Below are 18,757 nucleotides of genomic sequence, written 5' to 3' on the forward strand. Positions count from 1 at the left end.
TGTAAGTCCCGCTGTTGACAGCCCGGGGCTGGTCAAGAAGGATGGACGACATCCTGAAAACGCTTTCTCAGCAGGAGGGCGCGCGTCTTGCACAGCCTGCACAGCGCCATCGACCGGAAGTCGCTGGTCCGCCGTCACAACGTGGAGCAACAAAGCCTTGATCCGCGCAGTCCCGTCTCAGTAGGAAACGGGGAGTTCTGCTTCACCGTGGACCTCACCGGCCTGCAAACCTTCCCCGCGGCGTACCCGGTGGGCGCCCGAAGCGAACTGCCACCGGGCACGCTGCTGGGCACGCAGTCCCAGTGGGGCTGGCACTGCGTTCCGCCGGACGGGAACTACCGGCTGGAGGATTCCAGCATCCTCTACGACTCGCCGCGGGGACCGGTGCCGTACGTGGACATGGCAAGCGGCATGGTGGACGGAGAGGAAACCCGGACGTCCCCTTCGGAGGCCTGGCTGCGAGCCAACCCGCACCGCCTCGACCTGGGCAGGATCGGATTCACCCTTTCCGGCAGCAATGCAGGCCCTTTGGATGTTGAAGACATTTCAACCCCCTGCCAAGCACTCGACCTCTGGACCGGCACGGTCACCAGCAGCTTCACCCTCCGTGGCCATCCGGTGAGCGTGACGACGGCGTGCCATCCGGACCGGGACGAACTGGGGATCCGTGTGGAGTCCTCCGCGCTCCGCCAGGGCCTGGGCATCTCCTTTGCTTTCCCCTACGGCTCGAATGCCTGGCATGACGCCGCCGACTGGTCCCACCCTGAAGCCCACACCACCTCGCTCGAAGAGTTGCCCGGAAACCGCATTTGCCGGCGCTGGCTGATACACCGGGAGCTGGACTCATCCGGCTACCAGGTGGCGGTCACAGGGGCCGGGGTGGAACTCAGTTCCACGGGCCCGCACGAGCTTGTGCTGCGGGCCGTAGGCGGACACGACGTCCTGGACGTCGCAGTCCATTTCATCAGCACCGGTCAAGGTGACTGCCTGCTTCGTGGCAGCGCTGGAATCGGCAAGGGCGGGTCCGGAACCGGCACGCCGGCCACCGCCCTGCCAGGCACCGCCGTGGTGGAGGCATCCCGGGCCTGCTGGCCGGACTTCTGGAAGTCAGGAGGCGCCGTCGAACTCGGTGGCACTGACGATCCCCGGGCAGCGGAACTGGAACGCAGGATAGTTCTCTCCCAGTACCTCACGGCCATCAACTGCTCGGGTTCCCTGCCACCGCAGGAGACCGGGCTCGTGTGCAACTCCTGGCGCGGCCGCTTCCACCTTGAAATGCACTGGTGGCACGCAGCCCACTTCGCGCACTGGAACCGCACCCCGCTCCTGCTCCCGGCGCTGCGCTGGTACGGCTCCGTCCTGGAACGGGGGCGTCAAACAGCCAAAAGCCAAGGGTTCGACGGCGTCCGCTGGCCCAAGCAGGTGGGGCCGGACGGGCGGGAGAGCCCAAGCACCATCGGCACCTTCCTGATCTGGCAGCAGCCGCACCCGATTCACCTTGCTGAACTGGCTTACCGGGCCGAGCCGTCAAGGGAGCTGCTCGAGGAGTTCGCAGGGATTGTGTTTGAAACAGCGGAGTTTATGGCCAGCTTCGCGCACCCCACGGCACGGGGGTTCGAACTGGGCCCGCCCCTGGTCCCGGCGCAGGAAAGCTACGAGGCAATGAGGGGCGCTGTCACCAACCCCACCTTCGAACTCGCCTACTGGCAATGGGCCCTGCGCATTGCCAGTACCTGGCGGGAACGCCTTGGCCTGGAACCGCGGGAGCACTGGCAAGCGGTGGCGGACGGCATGGTCCGGCCAAAGGTCATCGACGGCACCTACGCCGCGATCGATGTCGAGCCTTTCACCATCCGCGCCGACCACCCGTCCATGCTCTGCGCCCTCGGCGTCCTGCCGCTGACCGACCTCATCGATCCGGAAATGATGCGGGCCACTTTAGCCGGAGTCTTCACGGACTGGGACTGGGACAGCACCTGGGGCTGGGACTACCCGGTGATGGCCATGACCGCGGCGCGGTTGGAAGATCCGGAAGCCGCCGTCGACGCCCTGCTGCTGGACGCCGCCAAGAACACCGTGCTGCCGAACGGGCACAACCGGCAAACCGGTTCCCTGCCCCTGTATCTGCCGGGCAACGGCGGGCTGCTGGCCGCCGTCGCCCTGATGGCTGCCGGCTGGGCCGGCGGACCGGACCGGCACGCCCCGGGCTTCCCGCCGCACTGGATTGTGGCTTGGGAAGGCCTGGTAAAGGCCCCGTAGCGCCGCTGCCTGGTCCTGGGGACTGCTCGCCGCCGCTGAGCCGGGCGTGCATGGCTGGCGGGCCTGTGCTCTTGAACGGCAGAGGGCAGTTAGGCTGGGTACAGCCTGTTTTCCGCCCGCAAGGAGTACTAAGAATGAATTTCTTCATCAAGCTGCTCGGCACCGGTGTGAGCCTCGGCGCCGGTTTCGCCGGGACCAAGCTGGTTAACACCATCTGGGAAAAAACCACCGGACGGAAGCCGCCTACCGGCAAGGACGAGGACATTCCCACGAGCCTTCAGTCGGCGCTGACGTTCGCGCTGATTTCGGCCTCGGTCAGCACCATCATCCAGGTCCTGGCCAACCGCGGCACGCAGCGGGCCATCACCCGGTTCGCGAAGAGCCAGGACATCGTCTGACCAAACGGGACCGTTCAGCAGTTACTTTGCAGGGCCGTCGCCGGAATCGTCCTCACGGGCGGTTTTGGCGGCGGCTTTTTGCACTACTGCCTCCAGTTCATCGGACGTCAGCAGCTCGCGGTGCAGGTGCTTTGTGCGGTAACCCGCCCGGCCAACCATGTGGGCGGACACCGGCACCGTCAGAAGCTGGAAGATCCAGGCCACCACCAGGACGGGCCACACCCACCAGGTCCGCATCTGCAGACCGATGGCCGCCAGCAGCAGGAACAGTCCCAGCACCTGCGGCTTGGTGGCGGCGTGCATGCGGCTAAGGAGGTCCGGGAAGCGGAGCAGGCCGATCGCGGCCCCCAGGGACATAACGGCACCCACCACCATAAACACGGCGGACACCAGGTCGATCCAGAAGTCCATACCGGTAGCGTCAGGACTCACCCGGCACCTCCCTTCGGTCGGCCACGAACCGGGCAACCGTCACGGACCCCAGGAAGCCGATAATGGAGATGGCCACCACCAGCATCAGGTTGTTCAGGTGCCGGTTCACGGCCATGTCCACGCACAGGGCGCCGCCGAGGATGGCCAGCAGGACGTCCGCTGCGAGCACGCGGTCCAGCAGCGAGGGCCCGCGGGCGATCCTGATGATGGCACCGGCTGCGGCGAGCGAGAAAATGACGGCCGTGAGGACCAGGACTGTCTGCATCATGCGGCTGCCTCCAGCCGGACGGCGTCGAGTTCTTCCTTGGTGCCCATGATCCTGATCAGTCCGGCTTCGATGGAACGCACCTCTTTCTTCAGCTTTTCAACGTCCGCAGCGGAGCTGATGTTCAGCGCATGCAGGTAGAGGGTTGACGTGGACCTGTCCACCTCAACCACCAGGGAGCCCGGGATCAGGGAAATCACGTGCCCCGTTGCCGTGACCAGCAGATCCTGGTGGCTCCGCAGCGTCACGGCCACCACTGCGTTTTTCACCCTGGGCCCGCGCACCACGGCCAGGTACAGGACCTGGGCACTGGCAACCACCACCTTGGCCAGGAACACGAGCGCAAACGGTACGGCGTAGAGAACATTGAAACGGCCGCTTAGTTCCACCGGTGGGAGATAGAACAACCTGGCAACGGCAACGGCCAGCAGTGCACCGAACAGGAGATTTCCGGGGCTGAAGTCCTGCCACAGGGCTCCCCAGACAATGACCAGCCACACCAGGAGGGGAAGCTCCTGGCGAAGGGAAATCCGCCGGCGGCTCATTTTCCTCCTCCGGACGTAAGGACCATTGGAACAACGGTGTCCTCGCCCAGGACGGCCTGGATATAGGAGGACCTGTCCAGCATGTCCTCTGCAGCCTGGTCCGAAACCGTAAACAGCGGACCGGCAAAGACTGTAAGCGCGACGCCGAGAACCACCAGCCCCAGCGTGGAACCCACCATGGTGCGCGGCAGGAGCGTTGCCGTGTTCCGCTTGGCGCCCGGGCCGGCCACCCTCGCCAGAGTCGGGGCAAGCAGGACCGGATCGGGATGTTCGGCGTCGGCCGGGCTCCGCCAAAAGGCGCGGTTCCAGACCCTGGCGATGGCAAGCAGCGTAAGGAGGCTGGTGAGGACCCCGCCGATCACCAGGGCGTAGGCCAGCGGCGTGCCCAGCTCAATGCCGGCCTGCATCAGTCCCACCTTCCCCAGGAACCCGGAGAACGGCGGGATGCCGGCCAGGTTCATGGCGGGAACGAAGAACAGCAAGGCCAGCAGCGGGGAAAGTTTGGCGAGGCCGCCCAGGCGGTCCACTGACGAGCTGCCGCCACGGCGTTCGATCAGGCCGGTCACCAGGAAGAGGCTGGTCTGGATGGTGATGTGGTGGGCCACGTAGAACACCGCTGCCCCCAGCCCTGCGGTGGAGGACATTGCCAGGCCGAACACCATGTAGCCGATGTGGCTGACCAGCGTGAACGAGAGCAGACGCTTGATGTCGTTCTGCGCCAGGGCGCCAAGGATTCCCACCACCATGGTCAGCAGCGCGGCCACCATCAGGGGTGTGTTGAGCGTGTCCCCCGGAAAGAGGAGGGTCTCGGTGCGCACCATGGCGTAGACACCCACCTTGGTGAGCAGGCCCGCGAACACGGCGGTGACCGGCGCGGGAGCCGTGGGGTAGGAGTCCGGCAGCCAGAAGGACAGCGGGAAGACAGCGGCCTTGATGCCGAACGCCACCAGCAGCATCACGTGCAGGAGGGTTTTGGTGCCCTGGTCCAGCTCGCCGAGCTTGATCGCGAGATCGGCCATGTTGACGGTCCCGGTGGCCCCGTAAATCATGGCGATGGAGATCAGGAACAGAACGGACGACACCACCGAGACCACCACGTAGGTGACGCCCGCCCGGATCCTCGGCCCGGTTCCGCCGAGGGTCATCAGGACATAGCTTGCCGTCAGCAGGATCTCGAAGCCCACGTAGAGGTTGAAGAGGTCACCGGAGAGGAAGGCGTTGGAAACGCCCGCCACCAGGATCAGGTATGTGGGGTGGAAGATCGAGACCGGGGCGTCCTGGTCGCCGTCGGCCATGCCCTGCCCGGTGGCGTACACCAGCACGGCGAGGCTCACTGCCGAGGAGACCACCAGCATCAGGGAGGAGAACTGGTCCACCACCATCACAATGCCCCAGGGCGGCAGCCAGCCTCCGATGGTCACGGCCGCCGTCCCGCCGTCCCACACCGAGGCCAACAGGAAGCATTCGAGCAGGAGCGTGAGGGACAGCAGCGCGATGCTTACCGCGCGCTGGGCCCGGGAGTGCCGGATCAGCAGGAAGGTCAGGGCGGCGCCCAGGATGGGAAGTACGACGGCGAGCGGGGCAAAGCTTGCGATGTTCACTATCCGCCTCCTTCCGGGCCACGGGCCACGTTGTTGGAGCCGGGTTTTTCTTCTGCGGCTGCCCGCTCGGCGGGCATTTCGCGGCCGCCGGCGACGACCGTCGCCACCGGGAATTCAGACGTTTCCGCTGGAATTTCGGCGTCATCCTCGGCGTCAAAGCTTGGCGTTACCGCCACGCGGAGGTCTTCCACGTCATCCTGGATTTCATCCTGGCGGGCCAGTACCCAGGTGCGGTAGATGATGCCGAGCATAAAGGCCGTGACCGCAAAAGAAATCACGATGGACGTCAGGATCAGCGCCTGGGGCAACGGATCGTTGTAGTCCTGCGCCGCGATGTCCTTTGAATACAGCGGGGCGAGCCCGGAGTATCCGCCGGTGGCCAGGATCAGCAGGTTGGTGGCATTTGCCAGGAGCATCAATCCCAGGAGCACCCGCGTGAGGCTGCGTTCCAGGACCAGGTAGATTCCGCAGGCGTACAGGGCACCCATCACAATCAGGAGGGTCAGGTTTACGCTCATGCTTGGCCCTTTGCGGTGGTTTCGGAGGACAGGCTTTCCGGCTCGTCATCGGCGTCACTCCCGGCGGGAGCGGCGGACCGCTCTTCAAGGTGCTCATCAATTTCGGCGCCTAGGCTCCGCAGAACGTCCAGCACCAGGCCCACCACCACGATGTACACGCCGATATCGAAGATGGTGGAGGTGACGAACTTGATGTCACCGAACACCGGCAGCCAGAGTTCGATGATGGCTGTCTGGAACACTTGGCCGCCCAGCAGGAGCGGCGCCACACCGGAGGTTGCAGCGACCGCCAGCCCGACGCCCAGGAGGGCGCCCGCGCTCACGGGCGTGGCCTCGCTGAGTTCGAAGCGCCCGCCCGCGAGGTAGCGGATGGTCAGGGCAAGGCCTGCGGTGAGGCCGCCTGCAAACCCTCCGCCCGGAAGGTTATGGCCGGCCAGCAGGAGGTACAGCGAGAAGATGATCATGGAGTGGAAAATCAGCCGGGTAACCACTTCGAAGATGATCGAGCGGCGTTCCGGCGCCAGGGTCCGCCCTGCCACGATCCAAGCGTCCCTTGCTGCCGCAGCAAACTTCCGGCTGACCGCGAGCGCGGCGGCGTCCCGTGTGCTCGGGTTGACCGCACGGTAGCGGCCCACGGTGCCCGCTGCAACGGTGGCGGAGTTCCTGATCCGGTCGCCGCGGCCACGGATGAAGATAAGGCTTGCGACACCTGTGGCGGCAAGGGCAAGGACGGTAATTTCGCCGAAGGTGTCCCACGCCCGGATGTCCACCAGGGTCACGTTGACGATGTTCAATCCCCCGCCGCCCTCGTAGGCGAGGCGCGGAAACTCCAGCGAGACGGGGATCGCAGTCCGCGCGCCCATGGCGTAGATCGCGGCGAAAACCATGGTGACGCCGAAGCACAGGCCGATGATGACCCGCACCACGCGGTATTTGCCGCCGGTGCGGTCACGGAGTTCAGGCGGCAGGCTGCGCAGCGCCAGGACGAAGGCCACCAGGACGATGGTTTCCACGAGCATCTGGGTCAGTGCCAGGTCCGGAGCGCCCTGGAGGGCAAACATCAGGGCGATTCCGTAGCCGGTGACGGAAACCATCAGGACCGCCAGGAACCGCTTGTTGGCCTTGACTGCGGCCAGGGCACCGATCACAATGCCCACGCCCACCACGAGCTGGAGCGGGGAACCGGGATCTACAAGGTAGATGCCGTCCGGCAGTGGCTTGCCCGCCAGCAGGATGGCCGCTAGCGGCAGCACAAAGGCGACGCTGAGGATAACGGCCAGGTAGTAGTACAGCGAACCGCGCTGTGTACGTCCGGTGACCCACACCGCCACATCATCCAGTCCGCCAACCGTGTACTGGTAGGCCTTGTCCGCGTCCACCCATGCCGGCACCAGGGACTGGGCCCTCGAAACGGCGTTGCGGCCCAAATACATAGCCACACCAAGCGCGAAGGTAACGGCCGTGAGGCCAAGCGCGGGCGTGAAGCCATGCCACAGCGCGAGATGGCCTGCCTGCTCAGCGGGCGTGCCGGCGTCGGGAGCGGAAGACGCAAACAGGGCGGCGTACGGCTGGATCCAGGCGTCCACGGGGACCGGCCAGAGGCCGTAGGCAATGGTGAGGAGGCTGAGGATGGCCGGTGCGGCCAGGAACGAGGGGCTGATGGCCTTGAAGGGTGTGCGCTCCACTCCCGGTTTTACGGCAAACGCGCCCCACATAAACCGTGCGCTGTACGCGAAGGTAAGGACGGATCCCAGGACCAGCCCGGCCAGAACAACCATCCCCCAGGGGCCTGCGGCGGGGTCATTTGCGTGGTGGACAAAAGCCTCCAGCACCGATTCCTTGGCCACGAAGCCGCCCAGGAAGGGTACGCCTGCCATGGAGGCAGCGCCGATTCCGGCCACGAGTCCCAGGGCGCGCGAGGACCGAAAGACCCCTGACAGCTTTCGGACATCGCGGGTGCCGGACTGGTGGTCGATGATGCCCACCACCAGGAACAGCGTGGCCTTGAACAGGCCGTGGGCCAACAGCATTGCGAGTCCGGCGAGGGCTGCGTCCGGTGTGCCAAGCCCCACCACCATGGTGAGGAAGCCCAGCTGGCTCACCGTACCGTAAGCGAGAATGAGCTTGATGTCGGTCTGCCGCAGCGCGCGGTACCCGCCCACGAGCATGGTCGCCAGGCCGAGGCCCAGCACCACCGGCTGCCAGAAAGACGTCTCGGAGAAGCCCGGGGCCAGCCGCGCAACGAGGTAAATGCCTGCTTTGACCATCGCTGCGGCGTGCAGGTAGGCGCTGACCGGGGTGGGGGCCGCCATGGCACCCGGGAGCCAGAAATGGAACGGGACCAGCGCCGATTTGGTGATGGCGCCGGCCAGAATAAGTACGACGGCGGCGCTCACCATGGCGCCCAAAGGTCCGGCCATGAGTGCCGGCGCCTGCTGGAGGATGTCCGAGATACGGTAGGTGCCTGCCGCATAGCCAAGCATGATCAGGCCCACCAGCATGGCCAGGCCGCCGGCGGTGGTGACCATCAAAGCCTGGAGTGCCGACCGCCGTGCCGCCAGCCTGGTCCGGGCAAACCCGATCAGGAGGTAGGACAGGATGGTGGTGAGTTCCCAGAAAATGAACAGCAGCAGGAGATCGTCCGCCACCACCAGGCCGAACATGGCCCCTGCGAAAGCCAGGAGCTGGGCTCCGAAGGCGCCGAGGTCCTGGTCCTTCCGCTTGAAGTACCGTGCGCAGTAGACGAGGACCAGCGAGCCGACGCCCAGCACCAGCAGGGACATGACCCACGCCAGGGCATCCATGCGGAAGGCGAACTCAAGCTGGAGGCCCGGAATCCAGGGGACCACTTCGGCCACCGCCCCGAGCTCCGAATAGATGGGGCCGTGCTGGAACAGCAGCCAGAAGAAGGAGGCAGCGGGAACAGCCGCGAGTGCGTAGAAAGCGTTGCGGCCCCAGGCCCTGAAGAGCAACGGAGCCACCACAGCCACCGTAAAGTGCACGGCAAGGACTGTGATCACTGTTTTCTCCGCAACGTCAGGGATTCGATTGTCAAAAGTTAGAGCAGGCGGTCATTCGTAAGGTTCGGGAAGGCCCAGTTTATCAAGGCTCTGCTGCCGCTTCCCCCGTACGTGTTGTATCCTCCGGCCACATTCCCCGCCGTCACGTGATTCGGGTCCGCCGCCTGTTCGCCACGGGCGGATACGATGCATCGTATGAACAGCGCCAGCGCTCCCGGGACCACGCAGCCGTCCTCGGAACTTGAATCCGGGAATCAGGCCACCAGCAAGGGCAGGGTCCTCGCCTGGGCGTCCTGGGACTGGGGATCGGCAGCCTTCAACGCCGTGATGACCACGTTCGTGTTCACCGTGTACCTCACCTCCAACGCCTTCGGCGGGGAAGACCAGGCATCGGCGGTTCTGGGCGGGGCGCTGGCCGTTGCCGGCATCGCCATTGCGCTGCTGGCTCCGGTCACCGGGCAACGTTCGGACGCCGGGGGACGCCGCAAGCTGTGGCTGGGAATCAACACAGCCGCCGTCGCCATCCTTACTGCGCTGTGCTTCTTTGTGTTTCCCCGGCCCGAGTTCCTCCTGCTCGGGGTGTCCCTGATCGCCCTGGGCAACGTGTTTTTCGAGTTCGCAGGCGTGAACTACAACGCCATGCTGGCCCAGGTCTCAACCCCGCGGAACATCGGGAAGGTCAGCGGGCTGGGCTGGGGTGCGGGATACCTGGGCGGCATCGTCGCGCTGCTGATCGTCCTGCAGCTGTTCGTCCAGCCCAGCTTCGAGTGGTTCGGGGCATCCACGGAGGACAGCCTGAACATCCGGCTCGTGGCGGTCTTCTCCGCCCTGTGGTTCTTCGTCTTCGCCCTGCCAGTGCTGTTCGCCGTCCCCGAACTGCCCAAGGCCCCGCAGGCCCGCAGGCTGGGAATCGTGGCCAGCTACGGGCTGCTGATCCGCCGGATCAAGGCAATCTACGCCACTAGTCCGCACACCATCTACTTCCTGCTGGCGAGCGCGGTCTTCCGCGACGGCCTTGCAGCTGTCTTCACGTTCGGCGGAATCATCGCCGCAGGCACCTTCGGCTTCGAACTGTCCCAGGTCATCTTCTTCGCGATCTTCGGGAATGTGGTGGCTGCCGTGGGCGCTATCATCGGCGGTTTCCTTGACGACAAAATCGGGCCTAAGGCAGTGATCATCGGGGCCCTGGTGGGCCTGCTGATCGCCGGCACCATCATCCTGGTCCTGGGCAACGGCAATTACGTCTTCTTCGGCATGGCATGGCCCGGCAGCACCACGTTCTGGGTCTTCGGGCTGTTCCTCTGCCTTTTTGTGGGGCCTGCCCAGTCCTCGTCCCGGGCATACCTGGCCCGCCTTGCCCCGCACGGTGAATCGGGCGAACTCTTTGGGCTCTATGCCACCACGGGCAGGGCCGTCAGTTTCCTGGCGCCGGTGCTCTTCACCCTTTGCATCACCCTGGCCACCCCGCTGGTGGCGCCGGGCGAGGCCCAGCGCTGGGGCATCCTGGGAATCATGGTGGTGCTCCTGGCCGGGCTCCTGGTACTGCTGCCGGTGAAGTCACCGGATAAGGCCCCCCTCGCGGTGGTTCCCGCAGCCTGACTTTCCCGCAGTATTTTCTGTCAGCAGCTGTTGACCTCTCCTGTTATCGATCACATAATATTAGTGATCAGAATATTGAATCCTTTCAAAGACGAACGAGGAGCACCACTTATGGAGCAGGCCCCACACCGCCCGCGCGCAGGAATCATCGGTACGGGCGGCATAGCCCACGCACATGCAGAAGCCCTCGAACTCGCGGGCGCAGAACTCGCCGTGGCCGTGGATATCGATGCAGACCGCGCGGCAGCGTTTGCGGCGAAGACGGGCTTCGCCTGTACGGCGCCAAGCCTGGCCGCCGCCGCAGAGGCGGGCCTGGACGTCGTCGCTGTGTGCACGCCGCCGTCGTCGCACGCTTCCCTTGCCCTCGAGGCGCTCTCCCTTGGCCTGAACGTGGTACTGGAAAAACCTCCCGCACTCTCACTGCGGCAGATGCGGGAACTGCAGGAGGCGGAGTGCGCATCGGGCAAACACGTCAGTTGCGTCTTCCAGCACCGCTTCGGCAGCGGCGCCCGGAAGCTGGCGGCCCTGCAGGAGTCCGGAGTCCTGGGCAGTGCACTCACCGGCTTCTGCAACACCCTCTGGTTCCGCAACCAGGAGTATTTCGATGTTCCGTGGCGCGGCCTGTGGGACGTGGAAGGCGGCGGCCCCACCATGGGCCACGGCATCCACCAGTTCGACATGCTCCTCCACCTCTGGGGCCCGTGGCAGGAAGTCAGCGCCTTCGCCGGGAGGTTGGCGCGCCGCACGGAAACCGAGGACGTCTCCACCGCACTCGTGCGTTTCGAGTCCGGCGCCCTGAGCACCGTGATCAACTCGGTCATTTCGCCGCGGGAAACGTCCCAACTCCGGTTTGACTACGAAAACGCCACCGTGGAACTTGAGCACCTCTACGGCTACGACGACTCCCACTGGCGTTTCACCCCGGCCCCGGGCCAGGAGCACCTGGCTGACCTTTGGGCCGACAGCTCCGCCGTCACACCCAGCGGGCATCCCGCCCAGTACGCGCACATCGTCGAAGCCATCAGCTCGGGCGCCGTCCCGCCAGTAACCCTCGCGGAGGCCTACCCCACGATGGAGCTTGCCGCCGCAATCTACGCCTCCGCCATCACCGGCAAAACCGTCCGCCGCGGCGAGATCAGTGAAGGAAACCCGTTTTTCGAGCGCGCCGACGGCCGGCTCGAACCCTGGAAACTCGAAAAGAGCAACGCATGAGCACCGCCGCCCCCACCTCCTCCGCCACCGGGACCCGCAGCCCCTTCAGCTGGTCTGACGACGGCGCCGCCGTCGCGGTCTCCCTCGACGGCGTGCCCGTCCTGACGTACACCTACGCCGCCGACGATCCCCAAGTGGAATCGCCCCGTCCCTACTTCCATCCGGTCCGGACCCGGACGGGCGACCTCGTGAGCGCATACCGCCCGCATGACCACGTCTGGCACAAGGGGATCGCCTGGTCGCTGCCGCACCTGGGGCCGGACAACTTCTGGGGCGGTCCCAGCTACCGCCGCGGACACGATTACCAATGGCTGCCCAACAACGGTGCCATGCGGCACGGCGGGGTCCGCCAGGCAGCGGACGACGCCGGCACGTTCAGTTTCACCCATTCGCTGCAGTGGATCACGCAGTCGGGGTCCCTCGTGGTTGAGGAGGAGCGGTCCTTCCAGGTAGTGCCGGGCGAGGACGCCAGCTACACCCTGGTCTTCGACTCAGCCATGACCAACGTCTCCGGGGCGGACATCCACATCGGCTCGCCCACCACCGAGGGTCGGGACAACGCCGGGTACGGCGGCCTGTTCTGGCGCGGACCGCGGTCCTTTGCCGGCGGAGCGATCATTGGACCCGGCGGGGCGGCCGGTGAAGAGCTGCGCGGCCGGCGTGCGCCTTGGCTTTCCTTCGTGGGCCAGCACGATGAAACCTGCCGCTTCTCTACCGTTGTAATGGTGGACGACCCCCACAGCGACCGCCCCCAGCCCGAGTGGTTTGCCCGCTCCGAGCCCTTCGCCTGCATGGGTCCGGCGCCGTTCTTCAGCCAGGAAGTCTTGTTCGAGGCAGGTTCCACCTTGCGCTACCGGTACGGGGTTGTCATCGCGGACGGCGAATCGGACGCCGCCCGGGCTGAAGCACTGGCCACTGCCGCCCGCGGTGTCCTGGCGGGTGGGGCTGCGTCCCGGGCAGGACGATGAAGGGCCCACTCGGCACAATGCCCCAGGCCTCAGGGTTTCCCGGGGGCACTGCCGTGACCGGCCTGCGCGTCTACGACTGGGAGGCTGCCGACGGTCGTTGCGGCGGCTCACCGCACCTGCATACCGTTTCCACGGAGGCCTACCTCGTAACCGCCGGCGCCGGCCAGGTCCACACCATCGCGATGGACGGCACCGCGGAACACGACCTCGCCGCCGGATCGCTCTTGTGGTTCAGTCCGGGCACAGTGCACCGCCTGGTCAATACGGATGGGCTCACACTCAACGTGATCATGTCCAACGCGGGCCTGCCCGAAGCGGGGGATTCCGTGCTGACCTTCCCACAGCACATCCTGCAGGACCCGGACCTTTATGCGGAGTACGCCGCCCTTCCCTCCGGTTCGGACCAATCAGTTGCTGCTGCTGCACGCCGGCGGCGGGACCTGGCCCTGGAAGGATACGCCGAGCTGCATCAATCGGTCCTTCGCAGCGGACCGGAGGCCCTTGCAGAGTTCCATCGCCTCGCGGCGGCGCTGGTCCGCCCAAAGGTGGAGCGTTGGAAGGAAATCTGGGCGGCAAGTGTCCGCAGCCAGGCGGCCGCAACCGGACAGGCCCTGCAGGATCTGGAGGACGGCTCGCCCGCCTCCATGGCGGGAGCTGCAGTGTTCCGGGCCCGGCAGCGGAGGGGTGAAGGCTACGGAATGTGCGGGCGCCTGACCACGTGGGATGATTCCAGGCTGTGACGCAAACCCCCGCCGGATCCCGGCAACCCGCACGCGCCGCCACCATCTATGAGGTGGCCCGGCTCGCCGGTGTCTCGCACCAAACGGTCTCCCGGTACATGGCGGACCGCTCCAAGCTGAGGGCGGCCACCGCCGAGAAGGTGGAGCAGGCCATGGCGGAGCTGAGGTACTCGCCCAACCTCACTGCGCGTTCGCTGCGGACCAAGGCCACGTACCGGCTCCTGGCCCTGGTGCCCGGCGCCTCGCCATACTTCCCGTCCCGGATGCTCAACGGTGCCGCCGCCACCGCCCACGCTGCCGGCTACCAGCTCGACGTCGTAGCCGTTGAAGGAACGGGGCCGGAGCGGACAGCGGGGCTTCGCAGAATCCTCGACGGCGGCCACTTCGCCGGCGCCCTGTCCTTCGTACCGATTTCGAGCAGCGACCTCCTGCAGGCGCAGGAACGCATCCCCGTGGTGGTCGCCGGGGAGTACGACGACAAGATGCGCGGCCAGGGCCGGATCGCTGACGGCTCCGCGGCTCAGGCCATCGTGGCGCACCTCGCCGGCCTGGGGCACCGGCGGATTGCGCACATCGCCGGTCCACAGGAGTGGCCTGCTGCGCGCAACCGCCTGGCCGTTTACCGGCAGGCCATCAGCCAGGCAGGCATCGAGGACGGCGGCGTGGCCGACGCTGACTGGAGCTCCGCTTCCGGTTACACGGCAGCCAGAGGCCTGATGGCCGACACCTCCATCACCGCCATCTTCGCCGCCAACGACCAACTGGCCATCGGCGCCCTGCGCGCGATTCACGACCTTGGCCTTAGCGTGCCGGCGGACGTCAGCGTGGTGGGGTGGGACGACCACCCGGAGTCCGCCTTCCTGGTGCCCTCGCTGACCACCGTGCAGATGGACCTGGAGGCCCAGGGAAGCAGCACCATGCACCAGCTGCTCGCAGCCCTCGATCCTGATGCCCCGGCTCCCCAAGAGCCCGGCCCCGCCGCGATGCGGCTGGTCCTGCGGGAATCCTCAGGGCCCGCCCCAAGTGGGCGGAGGCAGACTAGGCTTAAGCCATGAACGTGGATGAGACGGACCTTCCAGGCCTCGGCCGGCGGAAGGATTTTATGACAGCATCCGGCCGCCGTATCGGCGTCGTGGAGCTGCGGGAAGGCCAGACGGAACTCATCGTGTCCACTTGGGATGATCCCGATACCTGCCAGGCCTCAATCCCCTTAACCGGTGACGAAGCTGCAACCCTCGGAAACCTCCTGGGCGGACAGCACTTGGCCATGAAGCTGACCGAAGAACATAAAAATGTTCCCGGCATCGTCACCCGGCAATTCTCGATCGCACCCGACTCCCCGTTCCAGAACCAGCCCATGGGGAAGGCCTGCATCCGCACCCGCTGCGGCGTTTCGATTGTGGCCATCATGCGCGAAGGCGAAGTACTCCCCTCGCCGGGACCCGACGTCGTCCTTCACACTGGCGATCTGCTGGTGGCTGTCGGCACCCAGGAAGGCCTCGACTCGGCGGCCGATATCCTGCGTAACGGATAAACGCAATGGACCCGCTGGCCCTGACCCTCATCGAACTGGGGGCCGTTGTGTTCTGCCTTGGCCTCTTGGCAAGGCTGGCCGGACGGATCGGAATGTCGCCCATCCCGCTGTATCTCTTAGGCGGGCTCGCCTTCGGGGCCGGCGGGATCGTCAAGCTCGAAGGTATGCACGAGTTTGCACACCTCTCCGGGGAAATCGGCGTTATCCTGCTGCTGCTTATGCTCGGACTGGAATATACCGCCGCCGAGCTTTTTACTGGGCTGCGCCGCTCCTGGCAGGCCGGCGTACTGGACCTCATCCTGAACTTCCTCCCCGGCGCTGGCCTTGCGCTGCTGCTGGGATGGGGCGGGGTGGGTGCGATGGTGATGGGCGGGGTCACCTACATCTCCTCGTCGGGCATCGCGGCGAAGGTCATCACGGACCTGGGCCGGCTGGGCAACCGCGAAACCCCCGTGGTGCTGTCCATCCTTGTTTTTGAAGACCTGGCGATGGCCGTTTACCTGCCCATCCTCACTGCGGTGCTGGCCGGCGTGAGCTTCCTGGGCGGACTGACCACCGTGGGTGTCGCGCTGGCAGTGGTGAGCCTGGTTCTTATGGTGGCGTTGCGCCACGGCCACCGGGTCTCCAAGGCCGTGCACAGCGAGAACTCCGAGGTGTTCCTGCTGAACGTCCTGGGTGCCGCTTTGCTGGTGGCAGGCCTGGCTTCGGCCATGCAGGTATCCGCGGCGGTGGGGGCCTTTATGCTCGGCATCGCCATCTCCGGTGCCACCGCCCACAACGCCACCCGCATCCTGGAACCATTGCGGGACTTGTTTGCCGCCATCTTCTTTGTGGCGTTCGGGCTCAACACGGATCCCTCGTCCATTCCTCCGGTGCTCGGCTGGGCGCTGGTACTCGCCCTGGTTACCGCAGTCACCAAGATGGCTACCGGGATCTGGGCCGCAAAGCGTGTTGGAATTGCACGTCCCGGCCGGTTTCGTGCTGGAGCCACCCTAATAGCCCGCGGCGAATTCTCCATCGTCATCGCCGGGTTGGCCCTGGCCTCAGGGGCGATTACTGACGAACTTGCCGCTCTGGCCACTGCCTATGTGCTGATCATGGCCGTTGTGGGTCCGCTCGCCGCACGCTATGTGGAACCCCTGGTGAAGTCCGTCCTGCCGCCCGCGGGAATGGCCGCGAAAGCCTAAACAGCGGTTGCGGCAAAAGCCTAAATCGATGTGCGGTGGAAGTTCAGGTGGCTGCGGCTGGCGGTCGGCCCCCGCTGGCCCTGGTAGCGGTTGCCGTACTCGCCCTGCCCGTAGGGGTACGCGGCCGCCGACGTGAGCCGGAAGAAGCACAGCTGGCCGATCTTCATGCCTGGCCACAGCTTGATCGGCAGCGTTGCCATGTTCGAGAGTTCCAGGGTGACATGGCCTGAGAAGCCGGGATCGATGAAGCCCGCGGTGGAGTGCGTCAGCAGCCCCAGGCGGCCGAGGGAAGACTTGCCTTCCAGCCGTGCGGCAATGTCGTCCGGGAGTGTGACGGTCTCATAGGTGGACCCGAGGACGAACTCGCCCGGGTGCAGGATAAAGGGCTCGTCCTGCTCCACTTCCACCAGGCGTGTGAGCTCCGGCTGCTCCTCCGCCGGATCGATGTGCGCGTACTTGTGGTTGTCGAACAGACGGAAGAACTTGTCGATCCGGACATCCACCGACGAGGGCTGGACCATCGCAGGATCGTACGGTTCCAGGACGATCCGCTGGGAGTCTATTTCGGCACGAATATCGCGGTCAGAGATGAGCACCGTCCCAAATTACCGTATCGGTTATCCACAGCCACATTCTTTCGTTGTTCCTGTGGCCTGGTGGGGCTAGTGTTGCCTCAGTGATTCAGGCGCCGGATGGTCTCCCGGATGGCCCAACAGAGCTGGGGATGTTGTGAATAGATTGGTCGCGCCCACTTATATTGGCGTGCTCTGCGCATTGGCGCTGGTTTCCTCGTCCGCTGGTACAGCCCCCTTGCCGGTCGCTGTGAGCCAGGCGGCGAGCGCGGCAAGCCCGCGCAGCGTCACCCTGGGCCCGGCCAGTGTGAACGACGACGGCGGTGCCTCCTCAGGCGACAGCACAGTTGCGTCCGGGCTCAACCCCGCCGTGGAACCGGATATACGTCCGGCATCACCGGCGTCACCCGCTGCAACACCGGTATCATCTGCTGCAGCAGCGGGCGCCGTCACGGACCCAGCAGCCGCGATTCCCGCGGCAGAGGCAGTGGCCCCGCCTGCACCAACGCCGGCCGCCCCGGCAGAAGAAGCACACGCCCCCGAGGTTCCGTCGATTCCCCCGCTCTGGGGGCCGGACGGGGAATCGGCCCCCTCGCCCCAGCGCCTTGCAGCCCCCGAGTCTGCTGCTGCCCTGCCCGCGCCGGAGGCCCTGGTTCAGGACAGCAACGCCGCCGCTGTTCTCACAGTGTTCAACAGAATCAATGAATACCGGGCGTCCAAGGGCCTGAATCCGGTGAAGTATCACCCCACGGTGGCAGGGCTGGCCCAGGAATGGTCCAACAGCATTGCCTCACGGGAAGTCATCGAACACCGAGCCAATTTTTGGACTGACCCCCGGGCCATGAGTCCCAACAACGGTGCCGGCGAGGTCATTGCCATCCGCACCGACCGGGACGCTGCACAACTGGTGGAGTGGTGGAAGGGTTCTCCCGGCCACAACGCCATGCTGATTGATCCGCGTTTCAACGTCATGGGCGCCGGAATCTCGTATACCAACAGTCAGTACACCATCTGGGGCGTCGTGAACTTCTTTGGCTACACCACGCTGCCGGCCGGCACACTTAACTCCCCGGGCGGAGCAGGGTCGGGCGGCGCGTTCCCGCTACCGGCAGCAAGCATGTGTGATGCTTCCGGCAAGCACATGCCGCCCACTTTGGACCTTTCTGCCGCAGCCATCAAGGGGCCAGGCGACCTGGTGACCATCGACTCCGCAGGGCAGTTGCTCTCGCGGGCATCCACCGGTGCACGCACTTATGCCGGGAGCAAGGTGATCGGGTCAGGCTTCGCAGGTGCCAAGGAAGTCTTCACCACTGACTGGGACCGCGACGGCGCGTACGACGTCCTGACGCAATGGAATGACGGCAAGCTGACCCTGCACCGGGGGGTTGCTGCCGGGGGATTCCACGTGCCGGCGACGCTTGGAAGCAGCGGATGGCAGCCCTTGACCCTCGCAGTGGGCGGGTGGTGCGCCAACAACAGGCTCCCCCAGCTTCTGGCCCTTGACGGCGCCGGAAACCTGTACCTGTATCCCAATACCGGCCTGGGAGACCTTTCCGCCCGTGCAACGATCGGCAACATCGGCACCGCCCGGAAGCTGTCCATGGTGGATTACGACGCCGACGGATTCCAGGACATTCTGGCGGTACGGACGGACGGGTCAGTCCAGCTCCACCGCGGCTGGGGCACCACCGCCCTTCGCGCCGAGGCCAGGGTTACCGTTGCCACGGGCTGGGGCGACGTCACGGGCGTTCGGCCGCTGCGGGACGTCACCGCGCTTAACTCCACCGGAGTGGCGCTGCGCCGGGCGTCTGACGTGGTGCAGTACTGGGACCTGACCGCCGGAAGCCTTGCGTCGCCGTCGAACATTCCCGGCCCGTGGGCGGGCCAGCGGCTGGCACAGTAGGAGC

17 protein-coding genes are annotated in these 18,757 nt (G+C 65.8%); 10 read left to right on the forward strand and 7 right to left on the reverse strand.

Going from position 1 to position 18,757, the window contains the following annotated elements; translation table 11 throughout:
- Nucleotides 1-87: 87 nt before the first annotated feature.
- Nucleotides 88-2,259: a hypothetical protein gene (locus tag AC50X7_RS08210; protein WP_494978551.1), complete on the forward strand. Its 2,172-nt coding sequence runs from the start codon at nt 88-90 to the stop codon at nt 2,257-2,259.
- A gap of 134 nt (nt 2,260-2,393) precedes the next feature.
- A complete protein-coding gene (locus AC50X7_RS08215; RefSeq protein ID WP_494978552.1) occupies nt 2,394-2,657 on the forward strand; it encodes a DUF4235 domain-containing protein in 264 nt (87 codons plus the stop codon).
- A gap of 21 nt (nt 2,658-2,678) precedes the next feature.
- On the opposite strand, the gene mnhG is transcribed toward AC50X7_RS08215, so the two are convergent.
- From mnhG to AC50X7_RS08245, 6 genes are read right to left on the reverse strand one after another with little or no spacing between them, the layout of a single operon-like run.
- The gene (mnhG, locus tag AC50X7_RS08220; RefSeq protein ID WP_494978553.1) at nt 2,679-3,089 is read right to left on the reverse strand and encodes a monovalent cation/H(+) antiporter subunit G; all 411 of its coding nucleotides are present in this window, start codon (nt 3,087-3,089) and stop codon (nt 2,679-2,681) included.
- Entirely contained in the window at nt 3,079-3,357 is a 279-nt protein-coding gene (locus tag AC50X7_RS08225; RefSeq protein WP_104043633.1) for an MrpF/PhaF family protein, read from the reverse strand. The genes mnhG and AC50X7_RS08225 overlap by 11 nt, the downstream gene beginning before the upstream one ends.
- Complete coding sequence (locus AC50X7_RS08230; RefSeq protein WP_494978554.1) at nt 3,354-3,899, reverse strand: Na+/H+ antiporter subunit E; 546 nt, start codon at nt 3,897-3,899, stop codon at nt 3,354-3,356. The genes AC50X7_RS08225 and AC50X7_RS08230 overlap by 4 nt, the downstream gene beginning before the upstream one ends.
- The gene (locus AC50X7_RS08235; RefSeq protein WP_494978555.1) at nt 3,896-5,500 is read right to left on the reverse strand and encodes a Na+/H+ antiporter subunit D; all 1,605 of its coding nucleotides are present in this window, start codon (nt 5,498-5,500) and stop codon (nt 3,896-3,898) included. The genes AC50X7_RS08230 and AC50X7_RS08235 overlap by 4 nt, the downstream gene beginning before the upstream one ends.
- A complete protein-coding gene (locus AC50X7_RS08240; protein WP_494978556.1) occupies nt 5,500-6,018 on the reverse strand; it encodes a Na(+)/H(+) antiporter subunit C in 519 nt (172 codons plus the stop codon). The genes AC50X7_RS08235 and AC50X7_RS08240 overlap by 1 nt, the downstream gene beginning before the upstream one ends.
- On the reverse strand, nt 6,015-9,038 hold the full coding sequence (locus tag AC50X7_RS08245; protein WP_494978557.1) for a Na+/H+ antiporter subunit A: 3,024 nt from the start codon (nt 9,036-9,038) through the stop codon (nt 6,015-6,017). The genes AC50X7_RS08240 and AC50X7_RS08245 overlap by 4 nt, the downstream gene beginning before the upstream one ends.
- Before the next feature lie 195 nt (nt 9,039-9,233).
- Between AC50X7_RS08245 and AC50X7_RS08250 the strand changes: the two genes are divergently transcribed.
- The 7 genes from AC50X7_RS08250 to AC50X7_RS08280 all read left to right on the forward strand — a co-directional run bounded on the left by AC50X7_RS08250 (nt 9,234) and on the right by AC50X7_RS08280 (nt 16,278).
- The gene (locus AC50X7_RS08250) at nt 9,234-10,637 is read left to right on the forward strand and encodes an MFS transporter (RefSeq protein WP_494978558.1); all 1,404 of its coding nucleotides are present in this window, start codon (nt 9,234-9,236) and stop codon (nt 10,635-10,637) included.
- A 111-nt stretch (nt 10,638-10,748) separates the two neighbouring features.
- Entirely contained in the window at nt 10,749-11,849 is a 1,101-nt protein-coding gene (locus tag AC50X7_RS08255; protein ID WP_494978559.1) for a Gfo/Idh/MocA family protein, read from the forward strand.
- On the forward strand, nt 11,846-12,817 hold the full coding sequence (locus AC50X7_RS08260; RefSeq protein ID WP_494978560.1) for a DUF6807 domain-containing protein: 972 nt from the start codon (nt 11,846-11,848) through the stop codon (nt 12,815-12,817). Before AC50X7_RS08255 ends, AC50X7_RS08260 begins: the two co-directional genes overlap by 4 nt.
- Nucleotides 12,818-12,834: 17 nt before the next feature.
- Nucleotides 12,835-13,557, forward strand: a complete 723-nt coding sequence (locus AC50X7_RS08265) for a cupin domain-containing protein (RefSeq protein ID WP_494978561.1) — start codon at nt 12,835-12,837, stop codon at nt 13,555-13,557.
- Nucleotides 13,554-14,612 (forward strand): LacI family DNA-binding transcriptional regulator, encoded by a 1,059-nt coding sequence (locus AC50X7_RS08270; protein WP_494978562.1) that lies wholly within the window; start codon nt 13,554-13,556, stop codon nt 14,610-14,612. Before AC50X7_RS08265 ends, AC50X7_RS08270 begins: the two co-directional genes overlap by 4 nt.
- Entirely contained in the window at nt 14,609-15,091 is a 483-nt protein-coding gene (locus AC50X7_RS08275; RefSeq protein WP_307093526.1) for a cation:proton antiporter regulatory subunit, read from the forward strand. Before AC50X7_RS08270 ends, AC50X7_RS08275 begins: the two co-directional genes overlap by 4 nt.
- Nucleotides 15,092-15,096: 5 nt before the next feature.
- The gene (locus tag AC50X7_RS08280; RefSeq protein WP_494978563.1) at nt 15,097-16,278 is read left to right on the forward strand and encodes a cation:proton antiporter; all 1,182 of its coding nucleotides are present in this window, start codon (nt 15,097-15,099) and stop codon (nt 16,276-16,278) included.
- 20 nt (nt 16,279-16,298) lie between these two features.
- Here AC50X7_RS08280 and dcd read toward each other — a convergent pair whose 3' ends face one another.
- Nucleotides 16,299-16,874, reverse strand: a complete 576-nt coding sequence (gene dcd, locus AC50X7_RS08285; protein ID WP_307093524.1) for a dCTP deaminase — start codon at nt 16,872-16,874, stop codon at nt 16,299-16,301.
- 214 nt (nt 16,875-17,088) lie between these two features.
- On the opposite strand from dcd, the gene AC50X7_RS08290 reads away from it, so the two are divergent.
- The gene (locus tag AC50X7_RS08290) at nt 17,089-18,753 is read left to right on the forward strand and encodes a CAP domain-containing protein (protein ID WP_494978564.1); all 1,665 of its coding nucleotides are present in this window, start codon (nt 17,089-17,091) and stop codon (nt 18,751-18,753) included.
- Nucleotides 18,754-18,757 lie beyond the last annotated feature (4 nt).

The sequence above is a fragment of the Pseudarthrobacter sp. Hb11 genome (assembly GCF_059383655.1).